Here is a 24,139-nt window from a genome sequence, read left to right on the forward strand (position 1 = left end):
TAACGCCGCTTACGTTTTTTACCAACAATCTGACATTGCCAGATTAGGTTCACTTAGTGTTTCCAATGATATTTGTGAGCTTTCGCCTCAACTTCGCTAGCTGTTTCAGCAGGCATAAACAATTGGTTATTGCGCTCGAAGAAAAACGGCATGCGCTTTTGCTTACTGCCCACTTCGTTCATGGTTGCCGCTTCGTACACTCGGCCGTTAAGCACTGTGTAAGTAACATATTCACTGCGGCTCAGATCATTGAGCACATCACCTTCAATGACCGCCAAGTCAGCTAATTTACCTACTTCGATGCTGCCCAAATCTTTATCCATGCCTAAATGGACCGCACCGTCAATCGTGCCGCCACGCAGCGCTTCCCAAGGTGTGAAGCCCCCTTGCTCCATGATCCATAATTCCCAATGTGCAGCCAAGCCTTCGCGTTGACCGTGGGCACCGATATGCACACCGACACCATTGTCTCGCAAGACTTTGGCGTAGCTGGCAATATCTATATGGTTGTATTGATTATCCGGCGCCGTTGGGCGACGGATGGAACGGCTTTCTATTAAAAAGTTGGGGGTGTAACGCATTAACCGCTCGTTTTTCCATACTTCGGTGCGGTCATACCAATATTCTTCTCCCATGAGTCCGCCATAGGAAACCACGAACGTTGGGGTATAGCCGAAACGCGTAGCTTTCCAAAGTTGAGTCAGGTCATTGTAACCATGGGCAATAGGTAAGGAGTGCTCTAATCCAGTATGACCATCCACTAACATTGAGATGTTTTGCTGGAACTTACCACCACCCTCAGGTACTACCATCATATTTAATTCACGCGCGGCTTGCAGTACTTGCTGACGTTGATCGCGACGCGGCTGGTTATAACTTTTTACTGAAATCGCACCGACATCCTGTAGGCGGCGAACATGGAAGTAAGCATCATCATAATCGTTGATGATGGCTTTGTAACCTAATGCCTCTGCACCGTAGAGAATAGTCCCTGTCGAGTAAATGCGCGGTGCAACAATTTTCCCTGCGCGTTGCAACTCTGCCGCAGCCATTATTTCGGTGGTGTCATTCGATGGGTCATGAATGGTAGTCACACCAAATGCCACATTTGAGTATTGGCTCCAGTTTTGTTGCGGGATAATTTCATTGCGGCCTTGCGCCCCATGAGCATGGGTATCAATGAGCCCTGGAATAACAGTATGACCAGTAGTATCAATGACTTTTGCTGCTTGCGGAATATCAACCGATTGTCTATCGCCAACAGCAACGATCCGATTGCCTTCGATCAACACCACACCATTCTCAATGACTTCTTGAGATTGGTTTGCATCACGCATGGTTACTACCTGACCGCCAACCAATGCAATCGTCTGGTTAGGCACGTCAGTGCGTTGACTAAAGGCTAAATTTAGGCCGTTTTCTTCGGCCTCAGGTAAGTCCTCAGCACCGCCGACAAATTCAAATGCCTGCTCAAGCGCACGTTCGAAGTAATAGGGGCCGTGGAACCAGCCAACACGAGTGTTGTCGGGGGACCAGTTCAGATACTCGCCGGCCCGCGCCGACAGTTGCTTGACCGGTAACGAGGTCATATCTGGTCCGATCGTAACCTTCTTACCATTATCTGCAAATGGAGCAACGTATGCGTTGTACTGATTTACAAAGGCTACCCATTGCTTATCATGTGACAAACGATATTCGCTGACTTGGTCGGCACCATACAAATGCACACGCTTGTCTTCACCATTTAAGTCTACGGACGAAAACTGGGTTTCTGGATACGGTGTTCCACCGACAGATTCGGTGAAGTAAACTCGCGAGTTATCGCCTGCAAAATGTGGATTTATACCGGATTTTGCAACACGCTTGGTTGTTTCTTTATCCAAGTTAAGAACGTAAATACCGCTGTCGACTGAATGGGTCGGATCCAATAAATAACCGCCACTGAACTTACGATAAGTAATGAGTTCGCCGTCGGTAGAAAAGCTTGGTTCAATATAATGACCTGGTCCTTGGCTAACTACTTTACCTTTACCACCGCGTGCCGAGACCACGCGAATGTCGCCAAGCGATTGATCATTCCATGTCGTGTATACAATCTGTTTGCCATCGTTGGAATAGCGCGGAAAGTACTCATCGTGCTCATTTTGTTTAGTCAGACGCTTGACCTTGCCAGACTTAATATCATGCACATACAACTTACCCAACGCTTGGAACACTACCGATTTACCGTCGGGAGATTTTTGCGACCAACGAATGGCTTTAACGTCAAATTCCTTTGGCGCAACATCCACAGGAAAGCGCACAGCATCGGCATACTGCAGTTCCGCCTTTACCGTTACGTCTAAGGTCGTAATTTGCGGCGCATCAGGCTGACTCTTGGCCACATCTATACGATGGAATTTACCGTCGGTCCAAAATACAATTTGTTTGCTATCTGGTGTCCAATCAAAATAGGCGTAATAGCCTTCGCTACCAAAGCCTTCTTGCATGTCACGCTCCATACCTAAATAAATCGGCGTTTCAGAGCCAGTGGCAATGTCTTTGATGAATAGAGCAGTACGATCCGTCACGCGGCGAATATAAGCGATAGATTTACCGTCCGGTGATGGTGTTGCTACCACTGCGCCGCCGCTACCAGAAATATAGCGTTCTTCTTCGCCAGTTGTGCGGTCGAAGCGGGTAATTGCAAAGATCGATTTTAGCGGGTCGCGATTGTAGCTGAACGTACTACCTGGACTAATGTCTTGGGTGTAATAGATATACCGACCATCCGGCGAGAAGGCTGGATCGGCTATGTTTTTCTGGTCGGCTTTGCCATTTACGCGCTCTTTGATGGCAAGACCGCTGCCACCGCTTTTGTGATACAGCCAAATTTCACCCGCTGGAATGCTGCGGCTAGACATGATCCCTTTGGTCGCAGCAATGTATTGTCCATCCGGACTCCACGCAGGCGAGTGAATAATATTTTTTTTCTCTTTGGTGACTTGGCGTAGATTTGTGCCATCAATATTCATCACCCAAACGTTACTTAGACCGTCGCGATCGGAGATAAACGCCACTTCTTTGCCATCTGGGCTAACCGCTGGATGAATGTTCCAGGCAAAGTCTTGAGTTAGTGCTTTGGCTTCGCCACCGTCTGCGGAGACAATATAGATGTCGCCAAGCATATCAAAAACAAAGTGCTCTCCATCGGGAGTCACGTCGAGACTGGACCACGTAGTTTCATTGGTTTCAAAGGATACGGTATTGAGTGGAAAGGGGGGATTTAATATATCCCACTCTGCATTTTCTTTATCTGCGGTAGTCCCCGCATGATTGTCAGCGTGGCTAGGCAAAACACTGGTAAGCGTCAGGCAGAACGCCAACCAGCTGGCCAAACCCATGTGTCGTTTAGGTGTAGTCATGATAGTTCCTGGATTTTTTTAATTTGCACCTGTGATCAGTGCTTATACGAGCGTCAGCTCAAGAGTACCGCTATACAGTAACACAGCTTCCACAAAATCAAATCTATGCTTGCGCTAGATTGCGTGGTTACCGCGATTAAGTTGGGTCAGGGAAGCGTGTTCTGATTTGAGTAAACTGTTCTAAATTTTCCAATAATAGGTCAACCAACTGGGGGTCAAATCGCTTACCTTTTTCGTGTTTAAAATAGCCGACAATATCATCAAGTGACCATGGTTCTTTATAACAACGGGCGCTACCCAATGCGTCAAACACATCAGCGATTGCCGAAATGCGCCCAGCAATGTCAATATTTTCACCGCTCAGGCCATTAGGGTATCCACTGCCGTCCCAGCACTCATGATGCTCATGGGCGATGGTAGCGCCAAGATGTAAAATTGGATTGTCACTTTTAATCAGCATGTCATGCCCAATCGCGGCGTGGGTTTTCATAATTTCCCATTCTTGCTCGGTGTGCTTGCCAGGTTTGTTCAAAATGTAGTCAGGTATACCGACTTTGCCTACGTCATGTAATGGTGAGGCAAGCTTGATCATTTCCGCATCATATTCACTCATACCATAAAGCTTGGCTAGCATATGGCTTATATGTGCGACACGCTTAACGTGACTGCCGGTTTCCTTAGAGCGCATTTCGACCGCTTCGCCAATCAAGTATGACAATTCTCGTTGCGATTCTTTGATCGTCTCACGCAAGTTAAGGTTTTCATGCGCAACTGCGATGTTGTGAGCAAAATATTCTAGGAGGTGATGTTGCACAGGATCTATAGCATTGTCGCGTGACACATAGAGCAAATTTTCGGTGCCCCTATTGGTCGTAAAATACCCAATAAAATAGCTTTCCTCATGCATGCTGCGTTTTTGTTTTATGGCTTCTGCAATTCTGGCCAAAATGGTCGGATTGATATTTTCACTTGCACTGCAGTCGCCTTGGTTATTCGCCAAGACATTAAGTCCCGCCGTCGGTTCTTGACCGTGTTTATGAGTGACTGCGCAGCAAACAATGTCTTGCGATTCCAGCCCCAGTATCACCGCAATCTGGCGTAAGATGGTGCTAGCAAACTGCGGTAAGGTGTCACACTCGATAAACTCAGCCGTGGCCGCAATGATACGTTCTAGACCACAGCGATGGCGCTCGATAATTTTGATGTCGCGGTAGCTACGCAGGGCGGAAAATGTGACCGTTTTTAACCGTAAAGCGGTTAATTCAGTTTTGTTTTTGTAGTCGTTGATGTCGTAATCACGGATGACACTTTCTTCTGGTGCCTCACCCGGCTGACCTGTGCGCAACACCAAGCGAATGGTGTGGTTGTTCAGCTGTTCCCGGGTCCACTGGATAAATTCCAGTCCCGCATTATTGGTCTCCATGACTACGTCGACAATCGCTAACGCGATGTCGTGATTGTCGTCGCTGGATAAAATCTCTCGTGCCTCTTTGGCAGAATAAGCGCTGATACAGTCAATGCGTCGGCCATCAAACTCGATGTCTGATAAAACCATGCGCGTAATAGTGTGGATTTCAGGCTCATCATCAATGACTAACAACTTCCATCGAGCACCTTCAGGAAGCATCGGTTCTTGATATTCATCACTAGCAAAAACGAGTTCGTCGTCCATCATACCTTCTTACGACTGCTTACGTGATTTAACTATAGAATATGGTTACGAAAGCGCGAATATTTTAGCTCAAAACTTGAACGTTACTGGCGAGTCATACGCTATTGAGTTGCGCAAAGTTGAGCCCTCATCTTACGATTTTTATCGCTCGCATGTAATTTTCTCAACGAATGTGTTGAAAACTTTGTATAACCGCGCTTTAAGCTAACTTGGGTTTAGAATTAAGTGAGGATAGGCTGAGGATTTTAGTTGTATTCAGGGGCTTAGATAAATCTTGTCCGCAGCACAGTGTGCTGCGGACAGCTTGTATTAAGTCATTGTCACAAACTCTTCGGCGCTGGTGGGGTGAATAGCCACACAGGCGTCAAAATCAGCTTTAGTCGCGCCCATTTTCATCGCGACGCCAAAGCCCTGTAAAATTTCGTCCATGGCAAAACCAATGCCGTGTAGACCCACGACTTTTTCTTCAGGTCCAGCGCAAATAAGCTTCATCTTGGTTATCTGACGATGCGATGTCACCGCGGTATACATGGCAGCAAAACTCGATTCATAGACATTGATGTTGTTATCGCCATAGCGTGCGATAGCTTCTGGTTCAGTTAAGCCGATGGTTCCGATGGGCGGATGACTGAACACCACAGTAGGTATCAGTTCGTAATCCATGTGTGCATCAGGTTTATTATTAAACAATCGTTCCGACAGCAGACGCCCCGCTTTTACTGCGACTGGGGTTAAGTCAATTTTGCCAATACAATCACCCACGGCATACACGCCTTCGGCATCAGTATTTTGGTATTTATCGACCAGGATGTGGCCACGAATATCGGTTTTAACATCAGTGTTTTCTAGGCCGATTTTGTCGGTAGCTGGACTGCGTCCAATCGCCCAGATCAAGCAATCGGTTTCAATCCGCTCACCATTGGTTAACACCACACAAAGAGAGCCGTCATCTTGTTTGACGACTTCTTTAATCACATGGTGCTTATGCAGGCGTGGACCATCCATTTCGATAAGCTCGGTTAAGGTTTCAGTCAACATGGGGTCGAAGGATCGCAGCGGCGCATTTTTACGCACCACCAAATGAGTTTCGCTACCTAAACTGTGCATCACTCCGGCTAACTCGACAGCGATATAACCGGCTCCGGCCACCACCACCCGTTTGGGCTGTTCTTGCAGCGCAAAGAAACCATCTGAGGTTATGCCGAGTTCAGCACCAGGCACATTGTCGATATTGGGGCGGCCACCTGTCGCAATGAGGATATGTTTGGCACGATACTGCTCGCCATCAACTTCAACGGTGTGATTATCAACAAAGCGGGCAAAACCCTCGATGCGGGTGATTTTATTGTTCGCTAGGACACGATCGTAAGAACCATGGATCCGCTCGATATAAGCTTCGCGACTCGCTACCAATTGTTGCCAATTGAATTGATTGACGGTCACATCAAAGCCGTAGTCCTTGGCATAGACATTAATAGCTTCAGCGACTTGAGCACCGTACCACATGGCCTTCTTGGGCACACAGCCTACGTTTACGCAGGTACCACCAATCTGTTTGGCTTCGATTAAGGCCACGCGCTGACCGTATTTAGCAGCTCGATTAGCAGAGGCAATGCCACCGCTTCCACCACCAATACATATGTAATCAAACTCTTTCATGTCGCTCCTAAAGATAAACTTTGCATGCTGATACAGATAGCTTTACACAGAAAATTCTTTCAAACAAAAAAGTTTGTCGGCATTTGGGTATAGGGTTGCGCTGATTTATTCTTGCGTTCTTGAGCTATCCTTTAGCCGTCCTTGCTATTGAGAGGCTGTTACTGGATCCGACCAGCGTTTACTAACCAATTAACTGACTTAACCCGAGGCCAATATCTGTCTTATTGCGGTTCGCTGGGATCGGACGGCTCCCTTTCAGCATTGCTGGCAAGCGATTCTTGTGGGTTATTTTGAGGACTAGTTTTCGTACTGCCATTTTCGCAATTCTCTGTCGCTTCCTGCGTTTTTTCTTCATCAACAATATCAATCGACAGTGCCAAATCCCAACCTGTCTCAATGTGGATTAGCTTGGCAATGCTTGCTTCGGTGAAGACGTGTCCTTGAGGCAACAACAAAAAGTGCTCCGCGTTATACAAATCACTACGTAATATCATACCGGGCAAGAGCTGACGCGTTGTCAGCTGACCTTCATGAGCAGTGGCAAGCAACTTGATGTCCTGTTGAATGAACTGCCTTAAAATACTTTTGTCGTATTTTACGCCTTGATATTTTTGCATTTCTTTACGGGAATCTTTTGCCGAAAGCTTACGCGGTAAAATACGCCCGGTACGGTAACGCCAATAGTCGCGGCAGATAGCAATAATTCGAGCTCCGGTGGGCGGGCTCGGTTTGGCATGCACAGAGTCGAATTGTTTAGCGATTAATTCGATTTCGCTTTCGAGTGATACCAGTGGTGCGAGGATTAGCTTTGCTTGCTCAACCTGACTGATATAGCGTTGTTGTTGTTGAATATTTAATTCGGCAAAAGGGCGATCAATAATATCAGCTGGGATCCCAATGAGACCAATCTCACAAATTAGTCCTGCAAGTCGGATAACAAATTGATCTTTAGTATTTAAACCGAGGGTTGCCGCCAGCTGCTGGGCTGACTCACTGACTTGCCGGGCAAATCCACCATCGATACTGGGGTGCGAAACGATCAAGTTATATAGTACGCGCTCTAATGCTTGCGAATGTTGTTGCGTGCTGTTGAGGGCTGCTTTGATTTGGCGGGTACGCAGCTTTACTTTGCTGCTGAGTGTTTGATTAATCGTGGCAAGACGTTCGTTTTGCGCGCGGGTAAGCGCGAGAAGACGTGCATTTTCATTGCGCAGATGTGAGCGTTCAATACCCTCAGCGATACTTTCTTTTAGTACCTTGTCCTCCCAAGGCTCAAGCAAATAGCGATGAACTTTATTATCATTGATGGCTTTGAGCATAGCATCTACGTCGGCCCGGCCATTGAGTATAATCCTAAAAGCATTAGGCTGGATCTGGGCCGCTTGGGCTAGAAATTCAGCGCCATTGGCGCCCGGCATGCGCATGTCAGCAATAATAACATCCACAGATTTCGATGTTAGCAGCTGTAATGCTTTAGCTGGCGAATCGGTAAGCAAGAGACGTGCGTTTAGCTGCGGTAATACCTTGCGAATAGCCCCTAAGCTATTGGACTCGTTATCTACCGCTAATACCACGGGTTGTTTAGCGGCTTGTGCCGACTGCGCATTCACTACACTTCTCCATTGTCTTAACCTTCAGGATAGTGCGAAATGACAGGGAGTACCAGCCTTTGGAGTAGCCGGGTATAAGCATGTTGTTGGATACGCGGTGTCGCTTGCTAGCATTGGAACTCAAATTGGACGAATACCGCGGCATTGTTTTTTTCGATAATGTCCTTACTTATTGAGCATGCAATAGAATTAGAGAGTGACCACTTTGAACCCGATCATTGAATCTCAACAACAGCCTTTACCCCATTTTTCGGCAATCCAACCTGACCAGATCAAAGCTGCAGTCGAAGCATTGATTGAAGAATCCAAAAAGGTGATTGAAGAGGTGGCAGCACAGACTTCGCCTACCTATGCATCTGTTGTTGAACGCCTAGAGGCACAAGATGATCGCTTGAGTCGATTTTGGTCACCTGTTTCGCACATGAATTCTGTAGTGAGTTCTGAGGCGCTGCGACAAGCTCACGATAGTTGTTTGCCGCTGTTGTCAGAATACGGAACCTGGGTAGGTCAGCACGCGGGTTTGTATAAGGTTTATGTTGCGCTCAAAAATAGTGAAGAATATGCAACGCTCGATCAGGCAGCTCAAACAGCGATTGACAATACTTTGCGCGATTTCAAATTGTCCGGAGTGGCACTGTCAGGGGAAGCTAAGCAACGTTACGCGGAGATCCAAGCTCGTCTGAGCGAACTTGCCTCGACGTTCAGTAATCATGTTTTAGACGCTACCATGGCCTGGACCAAACTTATTACACGGGAAGAGGAATTGACTGGGCTGCCAGAATCTGCTTTGGCGGCGGCAAAGCAAGCCGCAGAGCGCAAGGAGAAGCAAGGTTGGCTGTTCACTTTAGATATCCCGAGTTATCTCCCGGTAATGATGTATTGCGACAACCGCGAGCTGCGTGAAGAAATGTATCGAGCTTATACCACGCGTGCTTCAGAGCTTGGTCCTAACGCAGGCCAGTTTGATAATACAGCGATTATTAATGAAACCTTGAAGCTACGCGAGGAAGCGGCACAGTTGCTAGGTTTTAGTCATTATGCTGAGCGTTCATTGGCAACCAAAATGGCGGATACGCCTGAGCAGGTGTTGCAGTTTCTGAATGACCTTGCGCGCCGTTCAAAGCCACAAGCGGAGCAAGACTTACACGATATCCGTGAATTCGCGCAATCAGCCTATGGAGTGAGTGACCTACAAGCGTGGGACCTAACCTACTACAGTGAAAAGTTGAAACAACAGCGCTATGCCATATCTGACGAGCAATTGCGGCCGTATTTCCCAGAGCACAAAGTGGTCAGCGGTCTGTTTGCGGTAGTGCAAAAGCTCTATGGACTGCGTATAGAACAGCGTGAGAACGTGGATGTCTGGCATACCGATGTGAAGTTTTACGATATCTTTGACGCTGACGATAATTTACGCGGTAGTTTCTATTTCGATTTATACGCGCGCGAAGGTAAACGTGGCGGTGCTTGGATGGATGAGTGCCGGGTTAGGCGTAAAACTGATGACGCAATGCAAACGCCAGTGGCCTACTTAACGTGTAACTTCAATGGTCCTGTTGGCAACAAACCCGCACTGTTTACTCATGATGAAGTAGTAACACTGTTCCATGAATTCGGTCATGGTATTCACCATATGCTAACTCAGGTTAGCGTCGCTGGCGTTTCTGGTATTAATGGGGTGCCATGGGATGCTGTAGAGTTGCCTAGTCAGTTCCTCGAAAACTGGTGTTGGCAAGAAGAAGCGCTGGCATTGATTTCTGGGCATTATGAAAGCGGCGAGCCATTACCTAAAGAGTTGCTCGATAAAATGCTCGCAGCACGCAATTTCCAAAGCGCGATGCAAATGGTGCGGCAATTAGAGTTTAGCTTATTCGATATGGCAATACATGCTGCGCCCGCGGCGGATGTCGATGTTCAAGCTATATTAAATACCGTGCGCGATCAGGTAGCGGTGGTTAAGCCACCTGAGTTTAATCGTTTCCAGCATAGTTTTGGACATATATTTGCCGGTGGTTACGCGGCAGGGTACTACTCTTATAAATGGGCCGAAGTACTGTCATCAGATGCCTTTAGCCGGTTTGAAGAGGAGGGGATTTTTAATCCACAAACCGGTCGAGATTTCCTGACTAACATTCTGGAAAAAGGCGGGAGTCAACCGCCAATGGAATTGTTTACGGCGTTTCGTGGGCGCGAGCCTCAGGTGGATGCACTACTCAGACACAGCGGGATTGCCGCGTGAGTAGCGAGAAATTTGCCGCCATTTATGCTCGTGCGGCAAAGCGTAAAGGCGGTGAGCAAGCCCTTGAAAAGTTGCTCGGCGAACCATTAGCGCCAAAAGAATTAGCCCAAGTGGGAGACGACCGCTTTCTCGCTGAGTTCACTAAAAAGGTATTTCAATCCGGATTTGTTTGGCGCGTGGTGAGACAAAAATGGCCGGATTTCGAGGAACTCTTTTTTGGTTTTGATATTGAGAAAGTCTTGTTGATGCCAGATGAAATGCTAGAGCGCAAAGCGGCTGACCCTCGGATCATTCGCAACTACAACAAGGTTAAAACCATTCGTGACAATGCCCTTATGATCGCCGACGTGCGGCAACAACATGGCTCCTTCGCCAAGTTTGTGGCGCAATGGCCAGCGGATGATGTAGTTGGTTTGTGGGACTATCTAAAAAAGCGTGGCGCACGTTTGGGTGGCAACACCGGACCTTATGCCCTGCGTTTTTTAGGTAAAGACACATTCTTGCTTAGCAAAGATGTTGAGGATTATTTTACCCAGCATAAACTTATTGAAGGCTCCGCACGTTCCAAGCGCAGCCTAACGACGATCAATCAGACTTTCCTTGAATGGCAGCAACAAAGTGGCCGTTCGTTACAAGCCATTAGTCAGGTGGTGGCATTTAGTTGTGGCGATAATCACATCAATTGAGCGATTTCTGGGGTACTTCATTAGCCGTTGAAGTCAGCGTAATCGCATGGATACCAGGTTGAATCGGCAACCCTGTGGTTAGTTGCCCTTTACTCTGTAATGCTCTGCGCTTAGTGCCAGAGCATGGTCAATTAAGCTGGAGTATTCATGATTTCAAGTTCATAAAATCACTTTTATTGCTGTCGTTACCCAGGGCTTTTCGATAGACTTAGGCCATTAAAGTTTCACAGCTTAGTTGAGCATTAGACATGACGTCAGAAACCCATTCGGCCCAAACCGACAATCAAGCCCCGGCAAGCGAAACTACCCATTTCGGTTATAAGCAAGTCGCGACTCAGCAAAAAGCCTCTATGGTGGCTGAGGTTTTTGACTCCGTTGCCGCCAAATACGACTTAATGAATGATTTGATGTCAATGGGGATACACCGCGTTTGGAAACGTTTCACCATTGATTGTAGCGGTGTGCGAGCTGGCCAACGAGTGCTTGATTTAGCGGGTGGAACTGGCGATCTGGCAGCTAAGTTTTCACGTTTAGTCGGAGCCAACGGACAAGTTATTTTGGCTGATATTAATCGTGAGATGCTCAAAGTTGGCCGCGACAAACTGCGTAATATGGGCATTGTGGGCAACCTTGATTATGTTCAGGCCAACGCTGAAGCTTTGCCTTTTCCGGATAATCATTTTGATTTAATTACCATTGCGTTCGGTTTACGTAATGTTACCGATAAAGATAAGGCGTTAGCGTCGATGTATCGGGTGTTGAAGCCAGGCGGACGATTGTTGGTGCTGGAATTTTCAAAACCGACACAAGATTGGTTAAGTAAAGTGTATGACGCCTATTCATTTCACGTATTGCCTAAAATGGGGCAGTTAGTCGCCAATGATGCTGATAGTTACCAGTATCTTGCTGAATCGATCCGCATGCATCCTGACCAAGACACTTTAAAGGGCATGATGGACGCGGTTGGCTTTGAGCAAACCGAATACTTCAACTTGACCGGTGGAATTGTCGCGCTGCATCGAGGATTCAAGTTCTAATGCCGACCGCACAGGTGCTGCACGCAATTGCCGAGGCAGTGGTTAATCCTTTGCTTAAACTGGATCCTGAATCACAGGCACGGATAGATAAATTGCGCGGCAAGCGCTTAATCATTTGGCTCGACGAGCTGGCGTGGCCAGTTGAGATGGTGTTTGAGCAGACATTATCAATTCACCAAAGCGAGCTAAGTTGGGAGCAAGCTCAAGCAGCACTCAGTGACGAGCAATGTTTGCTGAAAACCGCATTGAGCGTACTACCTGAATTAAAAGACACGCGGAAGATCACGCAACTGATCCGCGCTAACAAACTTGACCTGTGTGGAGATATGCAGATCGCACAGCATGTCAGTCAATTGTTTCTGCAGTTATCGATTGATTGGGAAGAAGTACTTTCGCAGCATATCGGTGATGTGCCGGCTTATCAGATAATGCGAGGATTAGAGCGCGCCAATCACCAAGCAAAGCAACACGCTAGCCAACTGGGTGAAATCATTAGTACCGCGCTTATTGATGAGAAACGCCTTGCGGTGCATCGCTTGCAGGTGCTTCATCATGGTGATCAGGTCAGTGATATCCGGGACGCAGTGGCCCGCTTAGAATCCCGAATTCAACGCTTAGAGTCAAAGTAGTAAAGGTTATGCGGTTTTTCAGACTATATAAAATCAATAAAGTCTTGCTCCAGCATGGTCTGGATGACTGTATTCCCAATCGTTTTATGCCTTGGTATGCGCGTATGGCGCGACATGGGTTGTTTTGGATCAGGAATCAGCATAAGAATGAACCGCAAGGTAAGCGCATCCGTTTGGCGTTGCAAAGCCTTGGGCCGGTATTTATTAAGTTTGGGCAAATGTTGTCCACGCGACGTGATCTATTACCGCCTGATATCGCTGATGAGCTAGCGTATTTACAGGATAAAGTTCCTCCCTTCGATAGTCACCAAGCTCAAGCGTTGATCAAGCAAGCGTTGGGTCTTCAGCATATGGATGAACTTTTCAGTGAGTTTGATCCACAGCCTCTAGCTTCAGCATCTATCGCGCAAGTGCACGCAGCGAAATTACGAGTGGATGATAAAGATGTTGTGGTTAAAGTTCTGCGTCCTGACATTGAGGGCACTATTGATGCGGATATTGATCTCCTGCAGAGCTTTTCCCAGCTGTTACAAAAGTGGCTACCTGACGGTAAACGATTGCGTCCAGTAGAAGTGGTTGCCGAATATCGCCGCACTATCAAAGATGAATTAGATTTACTCCGCGAGTCAGCTAATGGGATCCAGCTAAGCCGCAATTTCATTGATTCTGAGGCGCTATATGTGCCGCACATATACAGTGATCATTGCCGTGAAAACGTGTTGGTGATGGAACGCATCTATGGCATTCCGATTGCTAATGTCGAGGCGCTCAAGGCTCAAGGTACTGATTTTAAGCTTTTAGCCGAACGCGGCGTTGAAGTATTTTTCACTCAAGTATTCCGGGATAGTTTTTTTCATGCGGACATGCACCCCGGTAATATCTTTGTGTCGACTAAGCATCCTGAAAACCCGCAATACATCGCGATTGATTTTGGTATTGTGGGTACGCTTAATCGCGAGGATAAGCGCTATCTTGCGGAAAATTTTATTGCTTTTTTCAATCGCGATTACCGCAAAGTCGCACAACTACACGCGGATTCTGGATGGGTGCCGCATGATACCAATATTGACGATTTTGAAATGGCCATTCGTAAAGTGTGTGAGCCGATCTTTCAAAAACCTTTGGCAGACATTTCCTTTGGCCATGTGTTAATGCAGTTATTTAACACTGCGCGTCGCTTCAATATGACCGTACAACCGCAATTGGTATTACTACAAAAAACCTTGCTTTATGTGGAAGGTTTGGGCCGCCAGCTGTATCCGCAGTTGGACTTGTGGCAGACCGCGAAACCGTTTTTAGAGAATTGGATGAAACAACAAATTGGGCTTAAAGCCATGCTGAAAAAAATTCAGGAGAATTTACCTTTCTGGTCAGAGAAACTGCCAGATATGCCCGACCTTTTGCACGACAGTTTGAAACAGCTTAAAACTCTCCCCGAAATGCAGCAACGCCACAATGAACTGCAGCTCGCCCAGCAGCAAGCTCAGCATCGTGCACAATTAACCACGATTGTTGGGGCAACCTTATTTATTCTTGCAGCCTTGTTACCCTTGAATGGCCTGAGCTGGTGGCTATCAGCTGGTTTTGCCAGTGTCGCTGCGACGTGTTGGCTGTATGCTTACCGAAAGGCTAATTCGGACTGAATGTTGCTGGGGTTTTCAGCACATTTGTGGAAATGAGCTGAAACGTTAGCAATCACTGACTAACAGATCCGAGGAGTCTTCAAATACAGTGGTTTTTGTGACTTTTTTATGAATTTCAAGCAAATAAGATAGCTATATCGCCAATTGATGGTATAGTGCGAGTGTCTTTGATAGACGAAATTATAGAGTTACAAGCTGCAAGTGTTTTTAAACATCTCAAGTTACTTAGTAATTGTTGTAAGACGTTTTCCATTTCGTACGTGTTGACCCTCAGAATAATCCAGTTAATCAAAGGCGTAAGAACCGCGCGTTTTGCGCAAGAAACAAATTTTATTGAGGTTTTACATGTCTAAAGTAACAGGCACCGTTAAATGGTTTAACGCTGATAAAGGTTATGGTTTCCTAACTCAAGATAACGGTGGGAAAGATGTTTTCGTACACTTCCGCGCAATTCTTGCTGAAGGTTACAAAACACTTCCAGAAGGTCAAAAAGTTCAGTTCGACGTTGAAGAAGGTCAAAAAGGTCTTCAAGCAGCAAACGTTGAAACGCTCTAATTGAGTTTCATTGATGGTGGTCGCCTGACCACCATCATATTTATACCAACACCAACACCAACACCAACACCAACACCAACACCAACACCAACACCAACACAGCAGCTATGAATACAAACATGGTTGGTTCTGTGGACTCAGAATGTGTATAACTTTCCTATTAAGATCGCGATTAAGTTCTCTTGCTAGGGAGACGAATCCATTGATGAGACCGCAGACAAGTTGTTAGACAAGACCTCATTATTCCACAGCATATTGATCCCGATCACATTGTCTGACATAGGAATTGGTATTGCTAAAAGCGCAGTTCAGGTAGACTTACTCCATATGAAAGAGCGAAGCATTTAGGTACATATCTATGTCACAACCCCTCGCGATTTGGGATGATATTTTCTTACTCGATAAGCAACTGAGCGAAGAAGAGCGCATGTTGCGTGATAGCGCCCATGATTTTTGTCAGACGGAATTGATGCCGGGCATTTTACAGGCCAATCGTGAGGGGGTGTTTGATCGTAATATCATGCACAAGTTCGGTGCTGCAGGTTTGCTCGGCGCGACCATTCACGGCTACGGTTGTGCTGGTGTAAGTTATGTCAGTTACGGACTTATTGCGCGCGAAGTTGAACGTGTAGACAGTGGTTATCGTAGCGCCATGAGCGTGCAGTCCTCTTTGGTGATGCACCCTATTAATACCTTTGGTTCAGAAGCACAAAAAGAGCGTTTTCTGCCGAAGTTAGCGAGCGGTGAATGGGTCGGCTGCTTCGGCCTAACCGAACCTGATGCAGGTTCAGATCCAGCATCCATGCGCACGCGCGCGGAAAAAACCGAGGGCGGGTACCTGCTCACTGGCAGTAAAATGTGGATCACTAACTCTCCCATTGCCGATGTATTTGTGGTTTGGGCTAAGAATGTTGTAGAAGACAACGCCATTTGTGGTTTCATTCTGGAAAAGGGCATGGCAGGTTTAAGTGCACCTGAGATCCACGGCAAGTTATCGCTCAAAGCCTCGATCACTGGTGAAATAGTGATGGATAAGGTGTTTGTACCAGATGAAAATTTATTGCCTAAAGTACGCGGCCTAAAAGGCCCCTTCAGCTGCCTAAACGTTGCGCGCTACGGTATTTCATGGGGCGCACTTGGTGCGGCTGAGTTCTGTTGGCATGCAGCGCGGCAGTACGGGCTCGATCGTAAGCAATTTGGTCGCCCGCTCGCCCAAACCCAATTGTTTCAAACCAAATTGGCTAATATGCAAACTGAAATAACGCTTGGTCTGCAAGGGTCTCTACGTGTGGGTCGACTGATCGACGAAAAGCAATTTGATCCTGCCATGATCTCGCTAGTGAAGCGCAACAATTGTGGTAAAGCATTGGATATTGCGCGTCAATCACGTGATATGCATGGTGGTAATGGTATTGCCGATGAGTTTCATATTATGCGTCATATGCTCAACCTTGAAACGGTGAATACCTATGAAGGCACTTATGATGTTCATGGTTTAATTTTGGGTAGGGCACAAACCGGTTTACAGGCGTTCTTCTAATTTTCTTGCGTTATCTGATGGCCTACCAAGTACGCAAAATGCCTTGGTAGGCAGCAGGGTCGAGAAAACTGTCGCGCTCTTGTTGCAGAACAGTGCGGCTATTTGTACGAATGTAGTCGGTCGCGGCTGTCCAGCTTGGAAAAACCTTACCATCAATACGGTAACTTGCGATCGCATTGTCAGCATTGCCCCACGGGTAGGCGTGATAGAGGGCTAATTCGCCATTATCAGCAAGCATGTCGGCTCGGTGTTGCACTTCAAGGCTGGAAATTAACTCCGCTTCAGAATCACTGCCGTTAGAGGCAACAATCCAGGCGACACCCAAAAGTTTATTCATACTGCCGTCCAATAACATCTGCTGGATCTGCTGATTGAAGTCATTAATGATTTGTTGGGCGTTAGGGACAGTTTGGCTAAGGCTCAAGTGCAATGCCGTCTGAAAAATTGCTTGTTGTGATCGATGCAATAGTTCTTCATTTTCACTTTGTAACAAGCGGTTAAATTCATTGAAGAACAGGAGATCGGTGAGCAAATAATTGCTGCGCTCATCGGCGAGATTATTAATGCTTTCAAAGGTATTAGGATTGCGTGACCATTTGATGTCACGCACTAAGCGTAACGGCGGCGTGGCGGCATAACGATTTTCAATCGCGACGCGACTATTGCGGACCTGAGCAAAGCTGCGTACCGTTTCGACGTCGGCGGTTTTACTCACTAAATGTAGATATAAAGGCAAGTATGGGGCTGAGTAAATAAAGTTTACGCGTTGCTCGTTTAAATCGATGAAATCGATCCGCCCATCATAACGACCTGAATTCAAACCACTACCAGCAAACGCAGGGCGTTCAGTGGTGATCCTTACTGTATGTCCGGCACGTTGGAGCGCGGTTTTTACGATTTCATTTAGGCGCTCAGAGTGGGCGCCTTGATTGGTGAATGACTCCCATTCAGTGGTAACGAGTTTCAATGTGTCCGCCGACACGGCGCAACTAAAAGTGAGCCAGATAAATAACAAGCTAACGTAACGCTGCATGATAATTAGACATCCTTATATCGACGATTACTCAATCATTTACGCGGTTGTGACTAAAAGGATCGCGTTAGCTATGCGCTTTGCAACTTAATTAATCATGACTCAAGGTTACTTCATAACCGGCATATTTGCGCATATTAATAACGCGATCACCATCTAACATCCAGTATTGACCTTTTATCCCGGTCAGCGTTCCAGCGAATTCAGGCGTTTTATCCAGATTAATTGATTTAATCTTGTCCGGGTAGTGCACTACAGGATAGCGAATATTGATAGGTTCTGCTTGAACAGGCTGCACTGCGGTTAGGCCATGCGTTTCGGTGACCGACGCAATATCTTCATTTATGGCGGCCAGGATGGTCTCTGCTGTGCCCGCAATATCCAGTGCTTCCGGTTCACCTTTGAGCATCGTGCGCCAATTGGTTTTGTCGCCAATATGCGCCTTGGCTGCATCCTCTACCAATCCGCTCACCAGACGTTGCGAAACGCGTAATATCGGCAGTGCTTGAGTCGCACCTTGGTCAATCCAGCGCGAGGAGACCCCATCTGTAACATGGCGTGTTATGCCAATTTTCATTGCGCCTGTATTAGATAGATATACAAAATGATCGGTTAAGCAATTAGCTTCACCCCACTCGGGTTCCCGGCAAGTACCAGCATGATAGTGACAAAGTTCGGGTTTAATAATGCAACTATCGCACTGTGCCAGCGTGATCAGGCAGCGATAACAATACCCTTGATTAAAACTCTTTTTGGTTTTACTTCCACAGTGCACGCAGTGAATATTGCCACTGCAACTGACATTGACCGTTTGGCCCACCAGTGCATTCATCGGTACCAGTTCATCACCCACGGGCAGTTGGTATTGGGCTAAATGACTGCCGTCCGCTTGGGATTCGGTACTGACTTGCATTTTTCTTATATTGCCGGTAAGCATTGTCATCACTCCGCGTTAGGGTCGGGCAAGAACGCGCCTGCTGCGCCAGGGAATACCACAGGACTCTCATAGCCATCGGTGCTGATACTGGCAACGCCAAAGAAGTAGTTATCGATGACAATATTCTCCAGGGTATATTCATTCACATCACCAACCAAGCGGCTGAATTGCCATTGTGGGGCGTCAGTGTAGCGCCAATAAATTTTATAGCCAGCCAGATGGGGGTTAGTCGCTTTGTCTACTGCAGTCCATGACAGTGTGGTGCTAGGCTGCACTGCGCCCTTTATAGCCACGCCAGTTGGTGGTTGTGGGGCCCAAGCCAGACTGGCGAGACTGGCAGCGTTTAAGCCGGTCAGCTTAGCGGCATAATCAAAGTCGACACCATCAATGGTATCGCCGTATACAATGCCATCTTCAGTGCGCAGATCTTGATGTTGACGGTGGTAATGTTCGTTGGTTTCCATGATGCGGATCCCGGGGTAGCCAAGGTCGTTAAATGGGCGGTGGTGGCCACCTCGGCGGAAGCGGTCTAGGCGATAGATCACCATAGTGTCGAGATTAGGCACGTAATCGTCGGCGATTTTATCGATGTAGCGCGCAAGGTTACGACTTGGAGAATCGACTTCACCACCGGTGAAGCGACGCAGACGAGCTTCCTGCTCTGTCTCCAGCATGCGCGTGCCTTCTGCAAAAATGCGTGCGGTCGTGTTGTTGACCACACCATTGATCCCCTCAATGTTGCCAATCATGTCGTTATTTAACACGCCAACGATGCGCCAACCGTCTTTTTGGGCTTGTTCGGCCATTATTTTGCCACCGAACAAGCCTTGTTCTTCACCGGCCAGAGCCGCATATACAATACTGCCATTAAACTCATATTGAGTAAGTACGCGGGCCGCTTCTAAGGTGCCAGCAACCCCTGAGGCATTATCATTAGCGCCCGGAGAATCAGACGTAAAATCCATTACATCACTGACTCTGGAATCAATATCACCAGACATGATCACGTAGCGACCTGGGTCAGTTTTACCCCGCTGAATGGCTATAACACTTACCACCTCGGTAGGATCAGGAATGCGCGGTTCATCACTAATGGTAGCGCTTTGAAAATACACTTCTAAGCAACCGCCGCAAGCCTCGCTGATACGCTCAAATTCTGCTTTGATCCAGCGTCGAGCTGCGCCAATACCGCGCGTGTCAGATTCGGTTTCGGAAAGGGTGTGGCGGGTGCCAAAATTAACCAAAGTTTGAATATCGCTCTCGATCCGTTCAGCCTGTGGGGCAATAGCGATTTTATGCAGTAAATGTGTTTGTTCAGATTCGCTAACAGATGCTGAAGCAACAGTGCAGGTAGCTAACAGCGCTGCGCTGACCGTGGTTAAACAAGGGCGTCGCAAAGCAGATAAAAACATAGCAGATCCTTAAATGTCTGGCGGGCCCTAGGGCCGCAATAAGTCGTTTACCTTAACCAATACGTACGTTATCGCAAGTTGGCTTATCGTTGGATCTGCGTTAGTTATCGAGTAACCCGAGTTTACTCGCATTACAGATAATCGAATGCATCACCGTATAATTGATCAGCAGGTAAGCCGAGGGCGGTGTAGTCATCGCGCACAGTCTTAGCCATATCAAATCGGCCAGCAACGTAGACATCGTGTTGGATCAAGTCAGATTGATTAGATATGACGGCTTGATGCACCCAGCCAGTGAGGCCGCGCCAGTCGTCGTTAGGGAATTCCACCACAGGATAGAAGATGAAACCCTTGTGTTGTTTGGCCAGTTGATTCAATTTGTCGATGTAATAAAGATCGTCAATGTGGCGCACGCCCCAGTATAGTGTGACGGCTTTTTGCGGGTATTGATGCAAAACAGACTGCACAATAGAGTAGGTATAAGAAAATCCGGTACCGCCTGCAATTAAAAGTAGTGGCCGCTCACTGTCACGCACAAAAGCGTTGCCAGCCGGCTCGGTGATGGCAATTTCATCTTCGCTACGTAGCCGCTCCATCACTTCCCACGCATAGGGATTTTCTGGTGTTGCCCCAATTTGTAGCATCAGACTTTCAGTTTGATGGGGCGCATTGGCAATAGAAAAGGGGCGCTCATCGCCTTCACTCATGACCACTTTAATGTACTGACCAGCAGTAAATTCCAGCGGCGCTTCTGGGCTAAGGGTTACTTCAAATACCACTTGTGTGAGCGGTGAAATCTTTTCAATCTTACAGGTAATATGCGCCATTCAGTGTACTTCTCACGTTGAATTAATTTTATTCGGCCAGATAAGTTGTGCGGTATTATGACAACAAATCCAATTCATCCCAAATTGCATCGACTTTGGCTTTGACTTTTTCGTCCATGACGATAGGCGTTCCCCATTCACGATCCGTTTCGCCAGGCATTTTATTCGTGGCATCGAGCCCCATTTTCGAACCTAAGCCAGACACCGGAGAGGCAAAGTCTAAATAGTCGATTGGGGTATTGTCGATCAACGTCGTGTCGCGCGTTGGGTCCATACGAGTGGTAATGGCCCAAATCACGTCTTCCCAGTTGCGAGCATTAACATCATCGTCACACACAATCACAAATTTGGTGTACATGAACTGGCGCAAAAATGACCAGACCCCAAGCATCACGCGTTTAGCATGGCCCGGGTATTGTTTCTTCATGGTCACGATCGCCATACGGTAGGAACACCCTTCCGGCGGCAAGTAGAAGTCGACAATTTCAGGGAATTGTTTTTGCAGGATGGGCACAAACACTTCGTTCAAGGCAACCCCTAATATCGCTGGCTCATCCGGCGGACGCCCGGTGTAGGTTGAATGATAAATTGGATTGTGGCGATGAGTGATGTGCGTCACCGTAAACACGGGAAACTCATCAACTTCATTGTAGTACCCAGTATGATCACCGTAGGGCCCTTCGGGTGCGACTTCGCCCGGTTGAATGTAACCCTCTAGCACGATTTCAGCCGAGGCCGGAACTTGTAAATCATTACTGATTGATTTGACAACCTCAGTTTTGTCGCCGCGCAATAGACCCGCAAAAGCATACTCTGATAGTGTGTCTGGCACTGGGGTGACTGCCCCTAAAATGGTTGCAGGGTCGGCACCGAGAGCAACCGATACTGGGTAAGGTTGGTCCGGGTTTTGTTGGCAGTGCTCACGAAAGTCTAATGCACCACCACGGTGAGATAACCAGCGCATGATCACTTTATTCTTCGCAATCACTTGTTGGCGATAAATACCCAAATTCTGACGTTTCTTGTGTGGCCCTTTGGTGACCGTTAGCCCCCAGGTTATCAAGGGCGCGGCATCACCCGGCCAACAACGTTGAATGGGTAATTTGGATAAATCGACGTCGTCACCACTAATTACATTCTCTTGACAGGGCGCTTTTTTCAATACCTTTGCAGGCATATTCAAGACTTGTTTGAATACCGGAAGTTTTTCCCACAGGTCTTTTAGTCCTTTGGGCGGCTCTGGCTCTTTTAAATAAGCCAGCAATTTGCCGACGTCGCGTAACGCGGCTACCGAGCTCTGCCCCATACCAAGGGCAACGCGTTCGGGCGTACCGAACAAATTCGCCAGCACAGGAATGTTGCTGCCTTTCGGGTTTTCAAACAGGATTGCAGGTCCACCAGCGCGCAGCGTTCGATCGGCGATTTCGGTCATTTCCAAATCGGTATCAATCGGCATAGCAACGCGTTTGAGTTCACCTCGTTCTTCCAGTTTTTCAATGAAATCGCGCAAGTCTTTGTATTGCATATTGAATAGGGTCGGTTTTCTGACTACATTTTTAATGTACCGAGTATACCAGTTAAAGCCAGTTTCTGATCAAACAGAACGATATTTAACGTTAACTGTGGCCCACTTGCTTAGGAGCAACGTTATGCGTGTGTTACTTCGCTTTCTTTTTATCGCACTTTCTATCTTGCCTAGTGTAAGTGGTGTGCATGCTCAATCCGCTCCTCCCCCCTGCCAATCAGAGGAGTATCGACAGTTTGATTTTTGGTTAGGTCATTGGCAAGTGACCCAACCGGATGGCACAGTGGCCGGTACCAACCGCATTTCTGCTACCTACAACGGGTGCGTGTTGCAAGAGGATTACGCGGTCAATGGTCAACCGTTTGGGGCTAGTTTAAATGCCTATGATCGTGTGACGGGGCAGTGGCATCAAACCTGGATGGATAAAAATGGCACGGTTTTGAAATTATCCGGTGGCATTGAGCAAGGAAGTATGGTTTTATCAAGTCACGTTACCGCAGCTGATGGTAAGCCAGCGACGCATAAGATCACCTGGCAACCCCAACCCGACGGCACAGTGACGCAGCATTGGCAATATAAACTTGATGAGAGCGAGGAATGGTCTACCTTGTTTTTGGGGATCTACACGCGGCAGTCATCGTAATGTGGAGCATTGAATGTCTTTTAACTCTGATATGCTGGATGAGCTCAACCTTTTATTGAAATTTCCTACCGAAAGCCTGATGCAGGGGCTCAAAATCCACCATGACGCCAATCAATCGGTGATTGATGCTGCCGAGCGTTTGTATGCGAAAGGCATCATTACGCAGCGCGATGGCGGCTATTTAACCGATCTTGGGCATGACTTAATCGAACAGGCTCAGCGCCTGCGCTTAGCGTTGAGTCCGAAATCACACTAGTCAAAGTGGCAACTTTCTTGGCTCAAGTCAGCGCTTTCAACGCCGATACACTAAAAGTTACCAGTCAACATTGCCGTTGATTGGTTTAGAGTTGAGCAAAAAGGGTTGGTTAGCATGTTTGGCAATACAGATACAGCAGCTTGGATGAAACGCATTACCTTAGGGTTAGGTGTGTGTGCAGCGGTATTTGCGAGCACCTCATTGCAAGCGCAAGAAGTCCGTGCAGTGCAACTATACTCGCAAGATGAGTTGATTCGACTGATTAACGCCAATCAACACCTTGACCGCGTTGTGCTTGACCGCTGTCAGCTAGTCCAAGACATTCAAGCTCGCGCGGAGGTGCTGACCGTTCCGGCCTATCAATTCTTATGGGGTGACATGCTGGCCTGGGGCGTTTGTGTAGACGCAGAGCCTGAGCGTGGCGTTGCGCTCATGCGCGATGCCGCCAATCAAGGCTTACCTGCAGCTTTAGAGCAACTCGGGCGTTATTATGCCAATGGCACATTAGTGCAGGAAGACAAAAAACGTGCAGTTATTTATTTACGTGAAGCCTCTGCACTGGGCAATATGAAAGCACAAATGCAATTGGCCGACCTGTTTATCGCCGGGCATGGCAGCCCGTATGATTATCAAGATACCTATCATTGGTTATACAACGCCATTACCGCGGATAAAGATACCCATGCGCGCATCGCTGAGCAGCTTAATGCACTGGAAAAACTAATGCACCCCAAAGCTGTGCAAGCGGCGCGTAAACCACTCGATAGCTAGTCGCGAAGATAAGATCACGTTAAGCCAGACAATAGGTTATAATGGCGCTTATGCAAGTAAT

Annotated in this window: 19 protein-coding genes; 10 read left to right on the top strand and 9 right to left on the bottom strand. The window is 47.4% G+C overall.

Annotated elements, in window-relative coordinates; translation table 11 throughout:
• Window positions 1-53: 53 nt before the first annotated feature.
• From CSH92_RS16075 to CSH92_RS16090, 4 genes are all read right to left on the bottom strand, one after another.
• Entirely contained in the window at window positions 54-3,404 is a 3,351-nt protein-coding gene (locus CSH92_RS16075) for an amidohydrolase family protein (protein ID WP_100658673.1), read from the bottom strand.
• Window positions 3,405-3,540: 136 nt separating this feature from the next.
• Window positions 3,541-5,079: a DUF3369 domain-containing protein gene (locus tag CSH92_RS16080; RefSeq protein WP_240612848.1), complete on the bottom strand. Its 1,539-nt coding sequence runs from the start codon at window positions 5,077-5,079 to the stop codon at window positions 3,541-3,543.
• A 306-nt stretch (window positions 5,080-5,385) separates the two neighbouring features.
• Entirely contained in the window at window positions 5,386-6,735 is a 1,350-nt protein-coding gene (gene gorA, locus CSH92_RS16085) for a glutathione-disulfide reductase (RefSeq protein ID WP_100658674.1), read from the bottom strand.
• Between the two features lie 221 nt (window positions 6,736-6,956).
• On the bottom strand, window positions 6,957-8,345 hold the full coding sequence (locus CSH92_RS16090) for an HD domain-containing phosphohydrolase (RefSeq protein ID WP_100658675.1): 1,389 nt from the start codon (window positions 8,343-8,345) through the stop codon (window positions 6,957-6,959).
• A 205-nt stretch (window positions 8,346-8,550) separates the two neighbouring features.
• Here CSH92_RS16090 and prlC point away from each other — a divergent pair, with 205 nt between their 5' ends.
• The 7 genes from prlC (at window position 8,551) to CSH92_RS16125 (ending at window position 16,674) form a co-directional block, all read left to right on the top strand.
• Window positions 8,551-10,584, top strand: coding sequence for an oligopeptidase A (gene prlC / locus CSH92_RS16095; RefSeq protein WP_420807516.1), 2,034 nt, complete (start codon window positions 8,551-8,553; stop codon window positions 10,582-10,584).
• On the top strand, window positions 10,581-11,270 hold the full coding sequence (locus CSH92_RS16100; protein WP_100658677.1) for a DNA-3-methyladenine glycosylase I: 690 nt from the start codon (window positions 10,581-10,583) through the stop codon (window positions 11,268-11,270). The genes prlC and CSH92_RS16100 overlap by 4 nt, the downstream gene beginning before the upstream one ends.
• Before the next feature lie 248 nt (window positions 11,271-11,518).
• Complete coding sequence (gene ubiE / locus CSH92_RS16105; RefSeq protein WP_100658678.1) at window positions 11,519-12,307, top strand: bifunctional demethylmenaquinone methyltransferase/2-methoxy-6-polyprenyl-1,4-benzoquinol methylase UbiE; 789 nt, start codon at window positions 11,519-11,521, stop codon at window positions 12,305-12,307.
• A complete protein-coding gene (locus CSH92_RS16110; protein WP_100658679.1) occupies window positions 12,307-12,936 on the top strand; it encodes a ubiquinone biosynthesis accessory factor UbiJ in 630 nt (209 codons plus the stop codon). Before ubiE ends, CSH92_RS16110 begins: the two co-directional genes overlap by 1 nt.
• Before the next feature lie 8 nt (window positions 12,937-12,944).
• Entirely contained in the window at window positions 12,945-14,579 is a 1,635-nt protein-coding gene (ubiB, locus tag CSH92_RS16115) for a ubiquinone biosynthesis regulatory protein kinase UbiB (protein ID WP_100658680.1), read from the top strand.
• 345 nt (window positions 14,580-14,924) lie between these two features.
• Window positions 14,925-15,134 (top strand): transcription antiterminator/RNA stability regulator CspE, encoded by a 210-nt coding sequence (cspE, locus tag CSH92_RS16120; protein ID WP_100658681.1) that lies wholly within the window; start codon window positions 14,925-14,927, stop codon window positions 15,132-15,134.
• A gap of 358 nt (window positions 15,135-15,492) precedes the next feature.
• Window positions 15,493-16,674: an acyl-CoA dehydrogenase gene (locus CSH92_RS16125; protein ID WP_100658682.1), complete on the top strand. Its 1,182-nt coding sequence runs from the start codon at window positions 15,493-15,495 to the stop codon at window positions 16,672-16,674.
• Between the two features lie 22 nt (window positions 16,675-16,696).
• Here the strand turns inward: CSH92_RS16125 and CSH92_RS16130 are convergent, their stop codons facing one another.
• The 5 genes from CSH92_RS16130 to ubiD form a co-directional block, all read right to left on the bottom strand.
• Complete coding sequence (locus CSH92_RS16130; protein ID WP_100658683.1) at window positions 16,697-17,707, bottom strand: type 2 periplasmic-binding domain-containing protein; 1,011 nt, start codon at window positions 17,705-17,707, stop codon at window positions 16,697-16,699.
• A 91-nt stretch (window positions 17,708-17,798) separates the two neighbouring features.
• Window positions 17,799-18,650, bottom strand: a complete 852-nt coding sequence (locus CSH92_RS16135) for a DUF2797 domain-containing protein (RefSeq protein ID WP_100658684.1) — start codon at window positions 18,648-18,650, stop codon at window positions 17,799-17,801.
• Window positions 18,650-20,056, bottom strand: coding sequence for a M28 family peptidase (locus CSH92_RS16140; protein WP_100658685.1), 1,407 nt, complete (start codon window positions 20,054-20,056; stop codon window positions 18,650-18,652). The genes CSH92_RS16135 and CSH92_RS16140 overlap by 1 nt, the downstream gene beginning before the upstream one ends.
• Before the next feature lie 131 nt (window positions 20,057-20,187).
• The gene (fre, locus tag CSH92_RS16145; RefSeq protein ID WP_100658686.1) at window positions 20,188-20,883 is read right to left on the bottom strand and encodes an NAD(P)H-flavin reductase; all 696 of its coding nucleotides are present in this window, start codon (window positions 20,881-20,883) and stop codon (window positions 20,188-20,190) included.
• Window positions 20,884-20,938: 55 nt separating this feature from the next.
• A complete protein-coding gene (ubiD, locus tag CSH92_RS16150) occupies window positions 20,939-22,408 on the bottom strand; it encodes a 4-hydroxy-3-polyprenylbenzoate decarboxylase (protein ID WP_100658687.1) in 1,470 nt (489 codons plus the stop codon).
• A gap of 124 nt (window positions 22,409-22,532) precedes the next feature.
• Between ubiD and CSH92_RS16155 the strand changes: the two genes are divergently transcribed.
• From CSH92_RS16155 to CSH92_RS16165, 3 genes are all read left to right on the top strand, one after another.
• On the top strand, window positions 22,533-23,051 hold the full coding sequence (locus CSH92_RS16155; RefSeq protein WP_100658688.1) for a hypothetical protein: 519 nt from the start codon (window positions 22,533-22,535) through the stop codon (window positions 23,049-23,051).
• A 13-nt stretch (window positions 23,052-23,064) separates the two neighbouring features.
• Window positions 23,065-23,307 carry a TIGR02647 family protein gene (locus tag CSH92_RS16160; RefSeq protein WP_100658689.1) on the top strand — a complete coding sequence of 81 codons (243 nt, stop codon included), beginning with the start codon at window positions 23,065-23,067 and terminating at the stop codon, window positions 23,305-23,307.
• A 144-nt stretch (window positions 23,308-23,451) separates the two neighbouring features.
• Complete coding sequence (locus CSH92_RS16165; protein ID WP_100658737.1) at window positions 23,452-24,078, top strand: tetratricopeptide repeat protein; 627 nt, start codon at window positions 23,452-23,454, stop codon at window positions 24,076-24,078.
• Window positions 24,079-24,139: the final 61 nt, after the last annotated feature.

Source organism: Neoalteromonas flava (genome assembly GCF_002807685.1).
Taxonomy (GTDB): Bacteria; Pseudomonadota; Gammaproteobacteria; order Enterobacterales; family Alteromonadaceae; genus Alteromonas_E; species Alteromonas_E flava.